This window comes from Paracoccaceae bacterium (assembly GCA_033344815.1).
Lineage (GTDB): Bacteria > Pseudomonadota > Alphaproteobacteria > Rhodobacterales > Rhodobacteraceae > Roseobacter.
In genome coordinates, this window is record JAWPMR010000001.1 from 4660709 (window position 1) to 4677870 (window position 17162).

Genomic DNA, 17162 nt, shown 5'->3' on the forward strand with positions numbered 1-17162 from the left:
CATGACCTTGATATTGGAAGGGGTGTCTAAAACTGTTGGTGGGGAAACCCATATTTACCCAACAGACATAGAGCTTCAAAAAGGCACGATGAACGTGCTTTTGGGGCCAACCTTGTCGGGCAAAACGTCGCTGATGCGGCTGATGGCCGGGCTTGACGTTCCGGCGACGGGGCGGGTGATCTGGCAGGGTGAAGACGTGACCGGCATGCGTGTTCAGGACCGCAAGGTCGCGATGGTATACCAGCAATTCATCAATTACCCTTCCATGACCGTTTATGACAACATCGCCTCTCCGATGCGGCTTTTGGGCCAGTCGCGCTCTGAAATTGACAAACGCGTGCGTGACACGGCGGACCTGATGAAGTTGACGCCAATGTTGGACCGCAAACCGCTGGAACTATCGGGCGGACAACAACAACGGTGCGCGCTGGCGCGCGCGCTTGTCAAAAACGCAGGTCTTGTGTTGCTGGATGAACCGTTGGCGAACCTCGATTACAAACTGCGCGAAGAGTTGCGCGCAGAAATCCCCAAGATCTTTGAAGAATCCGGCTCGATCTTTGTCTACGCGACAACCGAGCCCGAAGAGGCGCTCTTGCTGGGCGGGAACACGGCGGCGCTTTGGCAGGGTAACGTCACGCAGTTCGGCCCGACGCCGTCGGTGTATCGCAAGCCGGTGAACGCAACCACGGCCCGCGTTTTTTCCGATCCGCCAATGAATTTCCTGAAGATTGCGAAAAAGAATGGCGCGCTTTCATTTGGCGACGCCCAGGCTATGGCCGCCCCTTCGGGATCAGAAAACCTGCCGGATGGCACATATATGGCTGGGTTCCGGCCTAACCATTTGGAACTCTCGCCACATGCAGCAGGGGCGATGTCTTTCAACACAAAACTGACTGTGACAGAAATTACCGGCTCTGAAACCTTTGTGCACCTTGAGCACCATGGCGAGCGTTGGGTCGGCCTCGTACACGGCGTGCAGAGTTTGACACCCGGTCAGGATTTGGAAGTTTTTCTGGACCCCGCACATGTTTACATTTTTGGGGAGGACGGCAATCTGCTCGCCGCCGCCCCCTATGCAAAGGCCGCATAATGGCAAAGATCTCGCTTGATAACCTGGCTCATTCTTATCTGCCCAAACCGACATCCGAGGATGATTTCGCCCTCAAGGAGTTAAACCATGATTGGGTGGACGGCGAGGCTTATGCTCTGCTCGGGGCGTCGGGGTGTGGTAAATCCACCTTGCTCAACATTATTTCGGGCCTGTTGCACCCCAGTCAGGGGCGCATCCTGTTCAATGATCGTGATGTGACCCATGCGCCCACGGCCGAGCGCAACATTGCGCAAGTGTTTCAGTTTCCGGTCGTCTACGACACGATGAGCGTGCATGATAATCTGGCCTTTCCTCTGCGCAATCGCGGCGCCGATACATCATATATCGCACAGCGGGTGAACCAGATCGCCAAGATGATTGGCATGGAAGAGGAACTGAACCGCAAGGCGCGCGGGTTGACGGCAGATGCCAAGCAAAAAATCTCTCTCGGGCGTGGGATGGTGCGAGAGGATGTGAATGCCTTGCTTTTTGATGAACCGCTCACCGTGATTGATCCGCATATGAAATGGGAGTTGCGCACGCAGCTGAAATCCCTGCACCATGAATTTGGTCACACAATGATTTACGTCACGCACGACCAGACCGAGGCGCTGACTTTCGCCGATAAGGTCGTGGTGATGTATGACGGTCGCGTCGTACAGATCGGCACACCGCAGGAATTGTTTGAACGTCCCGCGCATACCTTTGTGGGGTATTTCATCGGCTCACCGGGTATGAACCTGTTTGAGGCGGAAATAGAGGGTGCCGCCGCCCAGATCGCGGGCGTGTCTGTGCCTTTGGGGGCGGGATATGCGCCAGCCAAAGGCAAACTGCAAGTTGGTGTGCGGCCTGAGTTTGTCAAGCTGACTGGTAACACGGGTGGCGTTCCTGCGCGGGTGAAACGCGTTGAGGATGTGGGGCGCCACAAGATCATCCGTCTTGATGTAGAGGGGCGCGAGATCAGCGCCATCATGGGAGAGGGCGATACGATCTCGGATGGGGCGCAGAACATCACATTCGATCCCGAAGGCATCAATGTCTACGCTGATGACTGGCGGATCGCACCAGAAGGGGAGGCCGCCTGATGAACAAGACAGTCAATCAAAAAGCATGGTTTCTGGTGTTGCCAGTGTTGGTGCTCGTAGCGTTTTCCGCCGTGATCCCACTGATGACGGTGGTGAATTATTCTGTGCAGGACACCTTTGGAAACAACCAGTTTTTCTGGGCCGGACTTGAATGGTTCGAAGAGATGCTCGCCGAAGAACGCATGTGGGACGCGCTTTGGCGGCAATTGATGTTCTCGGGTATCATTCTGGCCATTGAAATTCCGCTGGGGATTTTTGTGGCCCTCAACATGCCCAAATCCGGGTTCTGGGCGTCCTTTTGTCTGGTGATGATGTCCCTGCCATTGCTGATCCCGTGGAACGTTGTGGGCACCATCTGGCAGATCTTTGGCCGTGTGGATATTGGTCTTCTGGGTTACACCCTTGATAAAATGGGGATTTCCTACAACTATACGCAGGACATATTTGCAGCATGGGTCACGGTCATCGTGATGGATGTCTGGCATTGGACCTCGCTGGTCGCGCTTTTGGCCTATGCAGGCTTGCAATCCATCCCTGACGCTTACTATCAGGCTGCCAAAATCGATCAGGCCAGCCGCTGGGCCGTGTTCCGCTACATCGAACTGCCCAAGATGGCGGGAGTCTTGATGATCGCGATTCTGCTGCGCTTCATGGACAGTTTCATGATCTATACCGAACCCTTTGTGGTTACGGGAGGCGGGCCGGGCAATGCAACGACCTTCCTGTCGATTGATCTGGTGAAAATGGCGCTGGGGCAGTTCGACCTTGGACCAGCTGCTGCGTTCTCGATCATGTATTTCCTTGTGATCCTGTTGATTTCATGGGTGTTTTACACCGTCATGACGAACCTTGATAAACGGGACGGTGTATAATGACCGATACAACCCTACAGTCGGCAGCCACCGGACAGATGGCCGCGAGTGATGTGAAAACCGCCCGTCGCAAGGGGCCAAAGATCAACGGTTCCGCCGTTGTTATGGGGCTCTACCTGCTGTTCTTGTTGCTGCCGATCTACTGGCTGCTGAACATGAGCCTGAAAACGAATACCGAGATTTTGGGCTCGTTCTCGCTCTGGCCGCGCGATCTGACGCTGGCGAATTATATCAAAATCTTGACGGATGAGAGCTGGTACATCGGCTATATCAACTCGCTGATCTATGTGGTGATGAACACCGTGATCAGCCTCGCCGTGGCGCTGCCCGCAGCCTACGCGTTCTCGCGTTATTCCTTCATGGGCGACAAACATCTGTTCTTTTGGTTGCTGACCAACCGAATGGCGCCGCCTGCGGTTTTTGCGCTACCGTTCTTTCAGCTTTATTCGTCTGTTGGGCTGTTTGACACGCATATCGCCGTGGCTTTGGCGCATTGCCTGTTCAACGTGCCGCTGGCGGTCTGGATCCTCGAGGGTTTCATGCGCGGTGTCCCCAAAGAGATCGACGAGACGGCCTATCTGGACGGCTACTCCTTCCCACGTTTCTTTATCCGCATCTTCACGCCACTGATCGCGTCGGGGATCGGTGTGGCGGCCTTCTTCTGCTTCATGTTCTCATGGGTGGAACTGCTTTTGAGCCGCACGCTGACCACGGTGGATGCCAAACCCATCGCCGCGATCATGACCCGGACCCAAGGGGCCGCCGGTATCGACTGGGGTGTGTTAGCCGCAGCAGGTGTGCTGACAATCGTGCCGGGGGCTTTGGTGATCTATTTTGTCCGTAACTACATTGCTAAGGGCTTTGCCCTCGGGAGGGTGTGATGTCCAACGTGAAGTATTGGGTGTTCCGAAAACACGAAAGCCTCAAAGAAATATGGCAATTTAAGACTAAGGCCGGATGCCTGTCTGACAAGCAGGCGGAAGCAGTATTGCAGCGGTTAGCTAGCACGGATCTTACCGCTGAAGAAGTCATCGAGAGTTCTCTTCGAAAAAACTGCAAAAACTACCGCCCCCTTCTAGAAGTCCAAGGTAAATATGGCAAATCTTTGACTTTGAGCCTTGGCGAAAACCCTTGGTACACCGCAAGAGTTGAGGAATTTTAATATGGCATGGATGGCATGGACCGTACCGACGGCAATCTTTTTCGCGGTGATCGCAAGCCTGTTGATCATCTTCACAATTCTCGCCATCAAATACCCTGAGACGCCCCGTGTGGGCATCTTGCGGATCGAAACAACGCGGGGGGATCGTTTGTTCATCACCCTGCTGGGCTCAGCCTTTATCAACCTGATCTGGCTGGGTCTTGAGGTCGCACCACAGCCCTATGCGCTGCTGGCGTGTCTGGTCTATGCCGTGGCGGTGTTCCGCTGGGTGTAGAACAAGAAGAATGGGATGCTCCGAACAATCGGGGCCTCATATAAAAACAGTTCAATAATGTCTTGGGAGGACTCACATGAACTTTACACTGAAATCCACCACAGCCATAGGCGCGATGGTCGCGTGCATGGCAATGCCGGCCTGGGCCGACATGGAGGCTGCGAACGCGTTTCTCGATAATGAGATCGCCGGGCTTTCCGTGCTCGACCGTGCCGCACAGGAAGCGGAGATGCAGTTCTTCGTCGATGCAGCGGCCCCCTTTGCGGGCATGGAGATCAAGGTGGTCTCCGAGACGATCACGACCCATGAATATGAAAGCCAAGTGCTTGCCCCGGCCTTTACAGCCATTACCGGCATCAAGGTCACGCATGACCTGATCGGCGAAGGCGACGTTGTTGAAAAGCTGCAAACACAAATGCAGTCGGGCGAAAACATCTATGACGCCTATGTCAACGACAGCGATCTGATCGGCACGCATTGGCGTTACAAGCAGGTGCGCAACCTGACCGACTGGATGGCGGGTGAGGGCGCGGATGTGACCCTGTCGAGCCTTGATGTCGACGATTTCATCGGCACATCGTTCACAACCGGCCCGGACGGCAAATTGTATCAACTGCCCACACAGCAGTTCGCGAACCTCTATTGGTTCCGGTATGATTGGTTCAACGACGAGCAGAACAAAGCTGATTTCCAAGAGAAATACGGCTATGAACTGGGCGTTCCGGTGAACTGGACAGCCTACGAGGACATCGCGGAATTCTTCACCGGTCGGGATCTGAGCCGCATGGGTGTTGAAGGCGAAGTCTTTGGCAACATGGACTACGGCAAGAAAGATCCGTCTTTGGGTTGGCGCTACACGGACGCGTGGATGTCCATGGCAGGCATGGGCGACGTCGGTGAGCCAAACGGTCTGCCGGTCGATGAATGGGGTATCCGGGTGAATGAGAATTCACAGCCAACCGGGTCATGTGTTGCGCGCGGGGGGGCGACCAATTCGCCAGCCGCCGTTTATGCGGTGACCAAGGCCATTGAATGGCTGCAGAAATACTCGCCGCCCGCAGCAGCAGGTATGACATTCGGCGAAGCGGGTCCAATCCCGGCGCAAGGCAATGTGGCCCAGCAGATGTTCTGGTACACTGCCTTTACCGCCGCGACCGTGCAGCCTGATCTGCCCGTGATGAACGAAGATGGCACGCCCAAGTGGCGCATGGCACCTTCGCCCCACGGTGTGTACTGGAAAGAAGGCCAGAAGATTGGCTACCAGGACGCAGGCAGCTGGACGTTGATGGAATCCACACCCGTGGACCGCGCGAAAGCCGCGTGGCTCTATGCGCAGTTCGTCGTGTCGAAAACGGTTGATCTGAAGAAATCTGACGTTGGTCTGACATTCATTCGTGAATCGACAATCGACAGTGATCACTTCACCGATCGTGCGGACAAACTGGGTGGTCTGGTAGAATTCTACCGCTCACCAGCGCGCGTTGCATGGTCGCCAACCGGCACAAACGTTCCGGACTATCCAAAGCTGGCGCAGCTGTGGTGGCAGAACATCGGCGACGCAATGTCCGGTGCGAAAACACCTCAGGAAGCGCTTGATGCATTGTGCTCGGATCAGGAGCGTGTGCTTGAGCGCCTTGAGCGTGCCGGTGTCCAGGGCGATCTTGGTCCGGTCCTCAATGAGGAAATGAGTGCAGAGCACTGGTTTGCTCAACCGGGCGCACCTTACCCCAAGCTGGAGAACGAAGACGAAGAGCCAATGACCGTCAGCTACGATGAGCTGATCAAATCCTGGCAGTAAGTCTTTGACCTTTGGCCGGGGCGCATTCTTGCGCCCCGGCTTTTTTGCCGGCAGAAATGCCTGGAACCCTTCAAAAAGGGCAAAATTGCCCGACACCCATCAGACAACGCCCGGGGGACTCCATGACCCATATTCTCGCTATTGATCAGGGAACGACCTCTTCACGCGCGATCATTTTTGACGCTGAGATGAAGATCAAAGCCAGCGCGCAGGAAGAGTTCCCCCAGCATTTCCCCGACAGTGGTTGGGTCGAACATGATCCCGGTGATTTGTGGTCTACCACGGCGGGGACCTGCCGTGCGGTGATCGAAAAGGCCGGTTTGGGGCCCGATGACATCGCCGCTATTGGCATCACAAACCAACGTGAAACGGTTGTGGTCTGGGACAAGGAGACTGGGCACCCCATTCACAACGCCATCGTCTGGCAGGATCGCCGTACGGCTGAGTATTGTCGGCAATTGCGCGAGGCCGGGCATGATGTGATGATCACGGCCAAGACTGGATTGCTGGCCGATCCTTATTTTTCAGGCACGAAACTGAAATGGATTCTCGATCATGTGGACGGCGCCCGCGACCGAGCGCGCAAAGGCGAGTTGCTGTTTGGCACCGTTGATAGCTTCCTGATCTGGAAACTGACCGGTGGAGCGGCGCATGTGACGGATGCCACCAACGCCGCCCGTACCTCGCTTTACGACATTCACAAGGGGCGTTGGAGTACGTCAATTTGCGCGTTGTTCGACATCCCGATGGAGATGCTGCCCGAGGTCAAGGATTGCGCCGCGGATTTCGGCACCACGCGCCCTGATCTGTTTGGTCGTCCGATCCCCATTCTGGGCGTTGCCGGGGATCAGCAGGCCGCCACAATCGGGCAGGCTTGTTTTGAGCCGGGCATGTTAAAATCGACTTATGGGACGGGCTGTTTCGCCTTGCTGAATACAGGTGAAACGGCGGTGACCTCGAAAAATCGCTTGCTGACGACAATTGCTTATCAGTTTGACGGTAAACCGACCTACGCGCTCGAAGGGTCAATTTTCGTGGCAGGCGCGGTGGTGCAATGGTTGCGCGATGGTCTCAAAATCATTCGCGAGGCCTCTGAAACCCAGCCTTTGGCCGAAAAAGCGGACCCCCATCAAAATGTGGTCTTGGTGCCAGCGTTTGTGGGGTTAGGTGCGCCCTATTGGAACGCAGAGTGTCGTGGAGCGGTGTTTGGGCTGACCCGGAATTCAGGCCCCGAAGAATATGCCAAAGCCGCACTGGAAAGTGTTGGCTATCAGACCCGTGATCTGCTCGAGGCCATGCAAGCCGATTGGCAGGGTGAAGGGGCAGGGGCTACGCTGCGGGTGGATGGGGGGATGTCCGCCTCCGATTGGGCGATGCAGTTTCTGTCAGACATCATTGCGGCCCCGGTGGATCGCCCGCAGGTATTGGAAACCACCGCCCTTGGGGCCGCGTGGCTGGCAGGGCAACGCGCAGGGGTTTACCCTGATATGGCCGGTTTCGCAAAGAACTGGGCGCTTGAGCACAAATTTACCCCGGATATGGATGAAAGCCAGCGCGATCAAAAATACGCAGCATGGAAACGTGCTGTGGCTGCCACCATGAGCTTTTGACCCGCATGGGTTTTAGCTTTCTGACGCCGGGACGCATTGAGTTTGGACGCGGAACGCGCGCGCTCACAGCGGAAAGAACCTGTGCTTTTGGCAAAACGGTATTGCTGGTGCGTGGCAGTTCCGTGGCTTGGGTTGATGCGTTGGAAACGGAACTGAGGGACAGAGGCTGTACCGTGACCTCTGTTCTAAGCAGGGGGGAACCGAGCGTCCGCGATGTGCAATCTGCTTTGCAGATAGGGCGAAATGCGAAGGTTGATATGGTGCTGGCCGTGGGCGGCGGTGCCGTAATTGATTTGGGCAAGGTGGTGGCCGCATTGTTACCCGCGCCCGGAGACATCATGGATCATCTCGAAGGTGTCGGCGCTGGCAAGCCGCTTGTCGCTGATTCGCTGCCATTCATTGCGGTGCCTACGACCGCGGGAACCGGCGCGGAAGTCACCAAAAACGCAGTGATCACCGTGCCCGACGCAGGCCGCAAAGTCAGTCTGCGCGATGATCGTATGGTGGCAGATGTCGCGATACTTGATCCCGCGTTGACGGATCATACGCCAAGGGCGCAGACTTTTGCCTCCGGTCTGGATGCGCTGACGCAAGTGATCGAACCCTATTTGTCAAACCGCGCGAACCCATTGACGGACGCAGTCTGTTGCGCCGCCATTCCAGCTGGCGCTGCGGCACTGGCGCAATTGGCGCGCGCCGAAGATGCTGAAGCACGCGATACCATGGCTTTTGTCAGCCTGTCGGGCGGTCTCGCGCTTGCAAACGCCGGGTTGGGTGCCGTGCATGGGCTGGCAGGTGTTTTGGGCGGGCGACTGGGCGCACCACATGGCTTGATTTGCGGACGTTTGATGGGGCCAATTCTGACAGCCAACAGGACGGCGCTCAAAAAAATCAATGACGAGGGCTTGCGATTTGAGGATGTCGCGCGGTGGCTTGGGCAGGGTCTTGATATAGAGAAGTCAGATGTCTTCGACGCTTTGCCGGCACTCTTGGATCAATGGAACGTGCCGCGGCTTGGCCAATGGGTGACGCCATCGACAGATCTCGAAGCAATTGCCCAAGAAGCAGCCGGCGCATCATCGATGAAGGCAAATCCCTGCGTGTTGAGCATTCCGGCGCTGATACAGGCGATGCAGCAGTCTTTATGAGACCTCAGATCGAAGAGAGCCCGGCATTTGTGTTTAAAAAGAACTGCGAAAATATTGGCCCACTGGCGGCCCCAATCGCGCGCGCATTGAAACCAATCACGCCCTTTTCAATCCGTGGAGTCAATAAACCACGTGTATCTTGCGTCACAAGGTAACGCCGCACCCTCTCCACCAAATCCGAGCGAACCTTGTCTGGAAACGCGCCATCAATCAGGATCGCTTCAAAATCAATGACCGAGCAAATCGACAGAGCGGCTTTGGCAAGCTCCTGCGCGGTCTCCCCGATCCAGGGTTCGACATAGCGCATCAAAGCATCCCAATTTTGGGGCATTTGCCATAACTGTTTGGGATCAAGGCCAGCCTCCAACAAGCGTCCTTCCAGCAGATGGAGCGAGGCGACATCGATGAGTTGCCGGCTTTCACCCAAGGGCCCGGTGCTGCGCAGAGATCCCAGCGCGCCTGCATTGCCCTGATTGCCCTCAAACACCGTGTGGTTCAAAACCACACCGCCGCCGACAAAGGACCCGATATAGAAGTAAGCGTAATCGCGGTACTCCTTACCCAGCCCATAAAGATGTTCTGCCCGACAAGCGGCCGTCGCATCGTTACAAGCAAAAATCGGAAGCGCGCTGAATTTCGCGACCTCTTCGGTAAATTGCGTGTCCTTCCATGCGCTGAAGTCGTCAGCTTCGGGACCTTCGAGATCGTGCCAAGTCCACAGCTCAAAAGGCGACGCAATACCAATCCCGCAAATTCGCGCCTTTTGTGCAGCGCTCATCTGGCCCATCAACTGGTCAATGCCATCTTCCAGAAATCCGAACACGATCTCAGGTTGCGGATAGGGATAGGCCAGATGCAATTGTTCGATGACGTCTCCCCGGAAATTCAACAAAAGCAGTTCCGCGCTGCGCCGCCCGATCTTAAGGCCAAAAGAAAATACCCCTTCCGCGGAGAGATCCATCGGTATCGAAGGCTTGCCAACTTTCCCCCGTTGCGGTGCGCCGCGTTTCAAGAGCCCGTCTTTTTCAAGTTTTCGCAGAATCACCGACACGGTTTGAGGCGACAGGCCCGCCATACGTGCAAGGTCACTGCCGGGCATTGGGCCATGGCGCATAAAAGTGGAAAGAAGCAGGCGCTCATTATAATTGCGCACCCCGCGCTGGTTTACGCCGCTGCTTAATCCTCTGACCTTGCTGCCGTCCATCAGGTCGCCCATGCCTCCTTTTACCCTTCGATCATCACGAGGTCCAATTAATAAATCAAGTTTATTTATTTATTGACAGGTGGTCACAAATGCGATGTTTTGACGGGGACCTGTCGGGGAGGATTCGACAGGGATGGCGCACTGCCAGTGCCTTTAAAAAAACAAATTGACAGTTTCCTTGGGAGGAAAAGATGAAAAAACTTCTCGCCAGCACGATCCTTGGTCTGAGCGCGTTCGGTGCCACAAGTAGTGTCGCTCTTGCCGAAGACATTACGGCCTGCCTGATCACCAAAACGGATACGAATCCGTTTTTTGTGAAAATGAAGGAAGGTGCTGAGGCTAAAGCGGCTGAATTGGGCATGACGCTCAAGTCTTTCGCCGGCAAAGTGGATGGTGATCACGAAACGCAGGTGCAAGCGATTGAAACCTGTATTCTGGACGGTGCCAAAGGCATTTTGATCACGGCGTCCGATACCTCTTCTATCGTATCCGCGGTCACGCAGGCGCGTGATGCCGGTGTGTTGGTGATCGCATTGGACACACCCCTTGAGCCGATTGATGCCGCAGACGCGACCTTTGCGACAGACAACTACAAGGCGGGTGTTCTGATCGGCGAATGGGCCCGCGCGCAACTGGGCGATGCAGCCGATAGCGCCAAGATCGCGACATTGGACTTGAATGTCAGCCAGCCAACAGTTGATGTGCTGCGCAATCAGGGATTCCTTGAAGGATTTGGTGTTGATCTGGCGGATCCGAATGTGATTGGCGATGAGACCGATGCGCGCCTGGTGGGCAGCGATGTCACCGATGGGAACGAAGAAGGCGGTCGCCGTGCCATGGAAAACCTCCTGGCCCGTGATCCCAGCATCAACGTGGTCCACACCATCAACGAACCAGCCGCAGCAGGGGCCTATGAGGCGCTCAAAGCGATTGGTCGTGAGAAGGAAGTGTTGATTGTGTCCGTCGATGGCGGTTGCCCCGGCGTGCAAAACGTAGCGGACGGTGTGATCGGCGCCACATCCCAGCAATATCCGCTGTCAATGGCGGCACTCGGCGTTGAGGCCATTAAGAAATGGGCGGATGAGGGCGTGAAGCCGGAGCCGACACCGGGCAAGGCGTTCTTTGACACTGGCGTCGCGCTGGTAACCGATGCGCCTGCGGAGGGTGTGGAATCCATTTCCGTCTCCGAAGGCAAAGATCTCTGCTGGGGCTAAAATCCGGCAAGGGCGGCGCGCACGAGATTGCGCGCCGCTTCTGACAGAAAAAAGTCTCCATCCGGAGGCAAACTGCCATTTTTCACCCCTGAACCGTTACCCGCTAAGTGGGAGGGCCCCGCGTGTCTGAGCCATCTGGAAACCAAGGTTTTGAGACCAACCTGAAGAACAATGCGGAGGCAGTCGCCGATTTCGGAGACACCCGACGCGGGTTTGTTGGGACCATCCAGCATCTGTTGCATGTGAACCCCTCTCTCGTGCCGTTGATCGTTCTTGTGGCCTCCATCGTCATATTCGGATTGTTGCTGGGTACGAAATTCTTTTCGCCTTTCGCACTGACCCTTATTCTGCAGCAGGTGCAGATCGTGGGTATCGTCGCTGCTGCCCAAAGCCTTGTAATCCTGACAGCGGGCATTGATCTCAGCGTCGGGGCCATCATGGTCATGTCGTCAGTGGTGATGGGGCAATTCACTTTTCGATACGGGATCCCTGTTGAGATCGCGGTCGCTTGCGGCTTGCTTTGCGGCACGGCGCTGGGTTTCATAAACGGCTGGCTCGTAGCGCGCGTCAAGTTGCCGCCCTTCATCGTAACGCTGGGCATGTGGCAGATCGTGCTCGCCACCAACTTCCTTTATTCCGCCAATGAGACAATCCGTTCGCAGGATATCGAGGCCCAGGCACCGCTCCTGCAGTTTTTTGGCACCACCATCCAGCTTGGAGCCGCGCGTCTGACGTATGGCGCAGTCTTCATGCTTCTGTTGATCTTCTTTCTGGCCTATGTGCTCAAACACACGGCTTGGGGGCGGCATGTCTACGCCGTTGGCGATGATCCAGAAGCCGCCGAACTCTCCGGTGTGGACGTTAAACGCACGCTGATCTCGGTCTACATGATCGCCGGTCTGATTTGTGCTTTTGCGGGGTGGGCGCTGGTAGGGCGGATCGGATCAGTCTCCCCGACTTCGGGTCAACTGGCGAACATCGAAAGCATCACCGCCGTGGTGATTGGGGGCATATCACTTTTTGGCGGGCGCGGCTCTATCATGGGTACGCTTTTTGGAGCGCTGATCGTGGGCGTCTTCAGTCTAGGCTTGCGCCTTTTGGGGGCCGATGCGCAGTGGACATATCTGCTCATCGGCGTTCTGATCATCGCAGCGGTGGGTGTGGATCAATGGATCAGAAAGGTGTCGGTCTGATGGAACCTATTCTCAAAGGGCGGAACCTCGTCAAACGCTACGGCAAGGTGACCGCGCTCGATCATTGTGATTTCGATCTGATGCCGGGTGAAATCTTGGCCGTGATCGGGGACAACGGTGCAGGTAAGTCTTCTCTGATCAAGGCCGTGTCCGGGGCTGTGATCCCAGATGAGGGCGAGGTTTGGCTCGAGGGCAAACAGATAAAATTCGCGTCGCCCATTGATGCACGTAACGTTGGGATCGAGACCGTTTATCAGACGCTTGCAATGTCGCCTGCGCTGTCCATCGCGGACAATATGTTCATGGGGCGGGAAATTCGCAAACCAGGGTTTCGGGGCAAATGGCTGCGCCAGTTGGATCGGGCCGAAATGGAACGGCTCGCACGCGATAAGCTGAGCGAACTCGGGCTTATGACGATCCAGAACATCAATCAAGCAGTGGAAACACTGTCCGGTGGTCAACGGCAAGGTGTGGCGGTGGCACGCGCGGCCGCGTTTGGATCCAAAGTGATCATTCTGGACGAACCCACCGCCGCCCTTGGCGTGAAGGAATCGCGTCGCGTCCTGGAATTGATTCTCGATGTGAAATCGCGGGGCATTCCGATCATCCTGATCAGCCATAACATGCCGCATGTGTTTGAGGTCGCTGACCGTATTCACGTGCACCGGCTGGGCAAACGTCTCTGCGTGATCGATCCTAAAGACTATACCATGTCCGACGCGGTGGCCTTTATGACGGGGGCCAAAGAACCGCCTGACGAGGCTGCAGCAGCTTGAGCCTGCAACTGGACACTCTCGCGGCGTTATCCAATTTCATTCTGGCCGCGCCGCGTAAGGCAGATCGCCGCATCGTTGCTTTGGCCGGCGCGCCGGGCAGTGGCAAGTCCACCTTGGCAGAGAGGTTGGCGGACAGTCTCAGGCAAAGAGATGTGAGCGCGCAAGTTGTCCCGATGGATGGATTCCATCTTGATAACCCAATCCTGAAAGACCTTGAATTGCTGGAACGCAAGGGTGCGCCGGAAACCTTCGATGTTCAGGGGTTTGTGCGCCTTGTTGCGGCTCTTGGATCCGGAGTATCGGTCTACTACCCGCTTTTTGATCGATCTCGAGACCTTGCCGTTGCCGGGGCAGGGGTACTGGACGCGGACTGCGATACGGTAATCGTGGAGGGCAACTATCTTCTGCTGGATGCGCCGCATTGGCGCGATCTGTCGCAGATTTGGGATGTTCGCATAAATCTCTCTGTGCCTCTTACGGTGTTGCGCGAAAGGTTGACGCAGCGCTGGTTGACGGCGGGACTGGCACCGGAATTGGCCCGCGCGCGGGCGGACGGTAACGATCTGGCCAATGCACGGTTTGTGCTGGAAAGATCTTTGCCTTGTGATGTCGTTTTCAAAAACATGGGATCGCTTGACTGAAGGTGATGCAATGAGTGATTGCGCGCGCAACCTCAATTTTTGTGTTAGACTGAAAACACCTGCGAGCGTGCGCTGGTTTTTCGCAGTACGCGCTCAATTTTAAGATCACATGTGCTTGCGGCAATTTCTGCCATTGATGTTTGGATCAGAATGTGTTTGTTAGCGCTAACAAAAACCTATCGCGCCGTCGCGCGGGAAGCAGAATGATTTCCGGAGGAAAAGAATGTCTCACACAGTCGCAATTAACGGTTTTGGGCGCATTGGGCGCGGGGTTTTACGTGCTTTGGTTGAAAACAATGTTTCCGATGTGGAAGTCGTCGCGATCAACGATCTGTCATCACCAGAGACACTTGCGCATTTGTTGAAGTATGACAGCGTTCATGGGCGCTTCAAAGCGGATGTGAGTGTGCAGGGCGACGCTTTAGTTGTGAATGGCAAAACCATTCAGGTCACCGCCATCCGCAACCCGGCTGAATTACCGTGGGATGGTGTGGATGTGGCGATGGAATGCACTGGACTGTTTACAGCGCGTGACAAAGCCGCTCAGCATCTGGAGAATGGGTCTCGCCGTGTGCTGATTTCCGCCCCCGGTGCGGGCGCGGACCGCACGGTGGTCTACGGCGTCAATCACAAGGATATGACAAAAGACGACATCGTCATTTCCAACGCGTCTTGTACCACCAATTGCCTGGCGCCCGTGGCCTATGTTCTGGATAAGGCGTTTGGGATCAAGACTGGCTATATGACAACGATCCACGCCTATACAGGCGATCAACCTTCCCATGATGCACCCCACAAGGACCTTTATCGAGGTCGGGCTGCCGCTGTGTCGATGGTGCCAACTTCAACCGGGGCCGCGAAGGCGATTTCGCTTGTTTTACCGCATCTTGAGGGGCGTCTTGAAGGGTCAGCCATTAGGGTGCCAACGCCGAATGTGTCACTGGTGGATTTGGCTTTTGTGCCTGAGAAACCAGCGACAAAAGACGCCGTAAATGCCGCCATTCAATCGGCTGCAGCGGGTGAGTTGAAAGGGATTCTATCCTATGAGACCGACCCGACGGTGTCGATAGATTACAATCATGATCCGCATTCATCGAGCTTTGCCGCCCCGCAAACCAGTGTGACGCAGGATGGGCTGGTTCGCGTCGTCAGTTGGTATGACAACGAATGGGGGTTTGCCAACCGGATGATCGACACAGGTCGCAGACTGGCAGAATTGTCAAAAACCTGACCACCCACGGCTTGGCCGGGTCTCCAGCAAAATGGTTTTGAGGATACAGAAATGACCTTGAATGATACGATTGCCCGCGTCACGGACCGCATCATCGCCCGCAGCGAAGGGCCACGCGGCGAATACCTGAACCGGATGGCAGCAGCGCGCTCCAAGGGGCCCGCGCGCGGCCATCTCAGTTGCAGTGGGCAGGCGCATGCCTATGCGGGGGCCGGGCAGGATCAGTCTGCTTTGGTCAACGAGGTAGGTGGCAATCTGGGGATCATCACAACCTACAACGACATGCTTTCGGCACATCAACCGTTTGAGCGGTTTCCCGATCTGATCCGTCAGGCAGCGCGTGACGTCGGCGCCACTGCGCAGGTGGCGGGAGGTGTTCCGGCCATGTGCGATGGGGTGACGCAGGGCGAGCCTGGTATGGAGTTGAGTCTGTTTTCACGCGACCTGATCGCCATGGCTACTGGCATCGCCATGAGCCACAACACCTTTGATGCGGCGGTTTATCTGGGCGTTTGTGACAAGATCGTTCCTGGTCTGATCATCGCCGCGCAAACCTTCGGGCATATTCCGACGGTGTTCCTACCCGCCGGTCCGATGACCACAGGCCTGTCCAATGACGAAAAAGGTCAGGTGCGACAGAAATTTGCCGCCGGTGAAGTCGGACGAGATGAATTGATGAAGGCTGAGATGGGGGCTTATCACGGGCCGGGAACCTGCACGTTTTATGGCACGGCGAATACCAATCAAATGTTGATGGAATTCATGGGTATGCACTTGCCCGGGTCGAGCTTTGTGACGCCAAATACCGGATTGCGCGATGCCTTGACCAAAACAGGCGCGCAGCGGGCGCTTTCCCTGTCCGATCTGGGCGACAATTATTTGCCGGTCTGTGATGTGCTGGATGAAAAAGCCTATGTGAATGGCATCATCGGCCTGAATGCGACGGGAGGATCAACCAACCTGTTGATTCACTTGGTGGCGATGGCGCGCGCAGGCGGTATCATTCTTGATTGGCAGGACTTCTCTGATTTATCGGAAGTGACGCCTTTGCTGGCGCGGGTCTATCCAAATGGTCTGGCGGATGTGAACCATTTCCATGCAGCGGGCGGTCTTGGGTACTTGATCCACGAACTTCTCGGTGCTGGTTTGTTGCATCCGGATACCAAGACGGTTGGGGGCTGTGGGCTTGAAGTCTATACCCAAGAACCCAAGTTGCGTGAAGGAAATGTTGTTTGGGAAGAGGGCACGGCCGAGAGCCTGAACCTTAAAATTGTGCGCCCCGCATCAGATCCATTCCAAGATACAGGCGGGTTAAAACGTCTCAATGGCACCCTTGGGAACGCGGTGATGAAAGTCTCCGCCGTAAAGTCTGAACACCAGATCGTGGAGGCGCCAGTTCGTGTGTTCAACGATCAGGAAGAAGTCAAAGTCGCTTGCAAAGCGGGCGAAATCGTTCAGGACACTGTCGTGGTGGTCCGTTTTCAGGGCCCCAAGGCAAACGGCATGCCAGAGCTTCACAGCCTCACGCCACTTTTGAAAAACTTGCAGGCCAAAGGCATCAATGTCGCGTTGGTAACGGATGGGCGTATGTCAGGTGCGTCGGGATCGGTGCCTGCCGCCATCCACGTCAGTCCCGAAGCCTTGGACGGAGGTGCCATATCCAAATTGCAGGATGGCGATGTGCTGCGGGTCGATGCGGTTTCCGGCAACCTCGACATCCTGACGGATGGCGTGCTTGAACGCCCCTCTGTGCGCATCAATTTGGGTGCAAATGAATTTGGCATCGGTCGTGAACTTTTCGCGCAATTCCGCCGTTCGGTTGGATCTGCGGATACCGGCGCCAGCGTGCTATTTTAACAAAGGA

The 17162-nt window shown here is 55.9% G+C and carries 16 protein-coding genes; 15 read left to right on the forward strand and 1 reads right to left on the reverse strand.

Going from position 1 to position 17162, the window contains the following annotated elements; genetic code table 11:
• The first annotated feature begins 1 nt into the window (after nucleotide 1).
• The 9 genes from R8G34_21625 (at nucleotide 2) to R8G34_21665 (ending at nucleotide 9039) form a co-directional block, all read left to right on the forward strand.
• Nucleotides 2-1090: an ABC transporter ATP-binding protein gene (locus R8G34_21625; protein ID MDW3225456.1), complete on the forward strand. Its 1089-nt coding sequence runs from the start codon at nucleotides 2-4 to the stop codon at nucleotides 1088-1090.
• Complete coding sequence (locus R8G34_21630; GenBank protein ID MDW3225457.1) at nucleotides 1090-2175, forward strand: ABC transporter ATP-binding protein; 1086 nt, start codon at nucleotides 1090-1092, stop codon at nucleotides 2173-2175. The genes R8G34_21625 and R8G34_21630 overlap by 1 nt, the downstream gene beginning before the upstream one ends.
• On the forward strand, nucleotides 2175-3047 hold the full coding sequence (locus R8G34_21635; protein MDW3225458.1) for a sugar ABC transporter permease: 873 nt from the start codon (nucleotides 2175-2177) through the stop codon (nucleotides 3045-3047). Before R8G34_21630 ends, R8G34_21635 begins: the two co-directional genes overlap by 1 nt.
• Nucleotides 3047-3928 carry a carbohydrate ABC transporter permease gene (locus R8G34_21640; GenBank protein MDW3225459.1) on the forward strand — a complete coding sequence of 294 codons (882 nt, stop codon included), beginning with the start codon at nucleotides 3047-3049 and terminating at the stop codon, nucleotides 3926-3928. The genes R8G34_21635 and R8G34_21640 overlap by 1 nt, the downstream gene beginning before the upstream one ends.
• Nucleotides 3928-4209 carry a hypothetical protein gene (locus R8G34_21645; protein MDW3225460.1) on the forward strand — a complete coding sequence of 94 codons (282 nt, stop codon included), beginning with the start codon at nucleotides 3928-3930 and terminating at the stop codon, nucleotides 4207-4209. The genes R8G34_21640 and R8G34_21645 overlap by 1 nt, the downstream gene beginning before the upstream one ends.
• Nucleotide 4210: 1 nt before the next feature.
• Nucleotides 4211-4483, forward strand: coding sequence for a DUF2160 domain-containing protein (locus tag R8G34_21650; protein MDW3225461.1), 273 nt, complete (start codon nucleotides 4211-4213; stop codon nucleotides 4481-4483).
• 76 nt (nucleotides 4484-4559) lie between these two features.
• Nucleotides 4560-6281, forward strand: coding sequence for an ABC transporter substrate-binding protein (locus R8G34_21655; GenBank protein ID MDW3225462.1), 1722 nt, complete (start codon nucleotides 4560-4562; stop codon nucleotides 6279-6281).
• A gap of 122 nt (nucleotides 6282-6403) precedes the next feature.
• Nucleotides 6404-7891, forward strand: a complete 1488-nt coding sequence (gene glpK, locus R8G34_21660) for a glycerol kinase GlpK (protein MDW3225463.1) — start codon at nucleotides 6404-6406, stop codon at nucleotides 7889-7891.
• A 5-nt stretch (nucleotides 7892-7896) separates the two neighbouring features.
• Nucleotides 7897-9039, forward strand: coding sequence for an iron-containing alcohol dehydrogenase (locus R8G34_21665; protein MDW3225464.1), 1143 nt, complete (start codon nucleotides 7897-7899; stop codon nucleotides 9037-9039).
• 4 nt (nucleotides 9040-9043) lie between these two features.
• On the opposite strand, the gene R8G34_21670 is transcribed toward R8G34_21665, so the two are convergent.
• Nucleotides 9044-10243 carry an ROK family transcriptional regulator gene (locus tag R8G34_21670; GenBank protein ID MDW3225465.1) on the reverse strand — a complete coding sequence of 400 codons (1200 nt, stop codon included), beginning with the start codon at nucleotides 10241-10243 and terminating at the stop codon, nucleotides 9044-9046.
• A gap of 191 nt (nucleotides 10244-10434) precedes the next feature.
• On the opposite strand from R8G34_21670, the gene R8G34_21675 reads away from it, so the two are divergent.
• The 6 genes from R8G34_21675 to edd all read left to right on the forward strand — a co-directional run bounded on the left by R8G34_21675 (nucleotide 10435) and on the right by edd (nucleotide 17155).
• Nucleotides 10435-11457, forward strand: a complete 1023-nt coding sequence (locus R8G34_21675) for a sugar ABC transporter substrate-binding protein (protein ID MDW3225466.1) — start codon at nucleotides 10435-10437, stop codon at nucleotides 11455-11457.
• A 122-nt stretch (nucleotides 11458-11579) separates the two neighbouring features.
• Nucleotides 11580-12650, forward strand: a complete 1071-nt coding sequence (locus tag R8G34_21680; protein ID MDW3225467.1) for an ABC transporter permease — start codon at nucleotides 11580-11582, stop codon at nucleotides 12648-12650.
• Nucleotides 12650-13426, forward strand: coding sequence for an ATP-binding cassette domain-containing protein (locus R8G34_21685; GenBank protein MDW3225468.1), 777 nt, complete (start codon nucleotides 12650-12652; stop codon nucleotides 13424-13426). The genes R8G34_21680 and R8G34_21685 overlap by 1 nt, the downstream gene beginning before the upstream one ends.
• Entirely contained in the window at nucleotides 13423-14067 is a 645-nt protein-coding gene (locus R8G34_21690; protein ID MDW3225469.1) for a nucleoside/nucleotide kinase family protein, read from the forward strand. The genes R8G34_21685 and R8G34_21690 overlap by 4 nt, the downstream gene beginning before the upstream one ends.
• A gap of 223 nt (nucleotides 14068-14290) precedes the next feature.
• Entirely contained in the window at nucleotides 14291-15298 is a 1008-nt protein-coding gene (gene gap, locus R8G34_21695) for a type I glyceraldehyde-3-phosphate dehydrogenase (GenBank protein ID MDW3225470.1), read from the forward strand.
• Nucleotides 15299-15349: 51 nt separating this feature from the next.
• Nucleotides 15350-17155 (forward strand): phosphogluconate dehydratase, encoded by a 1806-nt coding sequence (edd, locus tag R8G34_21700; protein ID MDW3225471.1) that lies wholly within the window; start codon nucleotides 15350-15352, stop codon nucleotides 17153-17155.
• Nucleotides 17156-17162 lie beyond the last annotated feature (7 nt).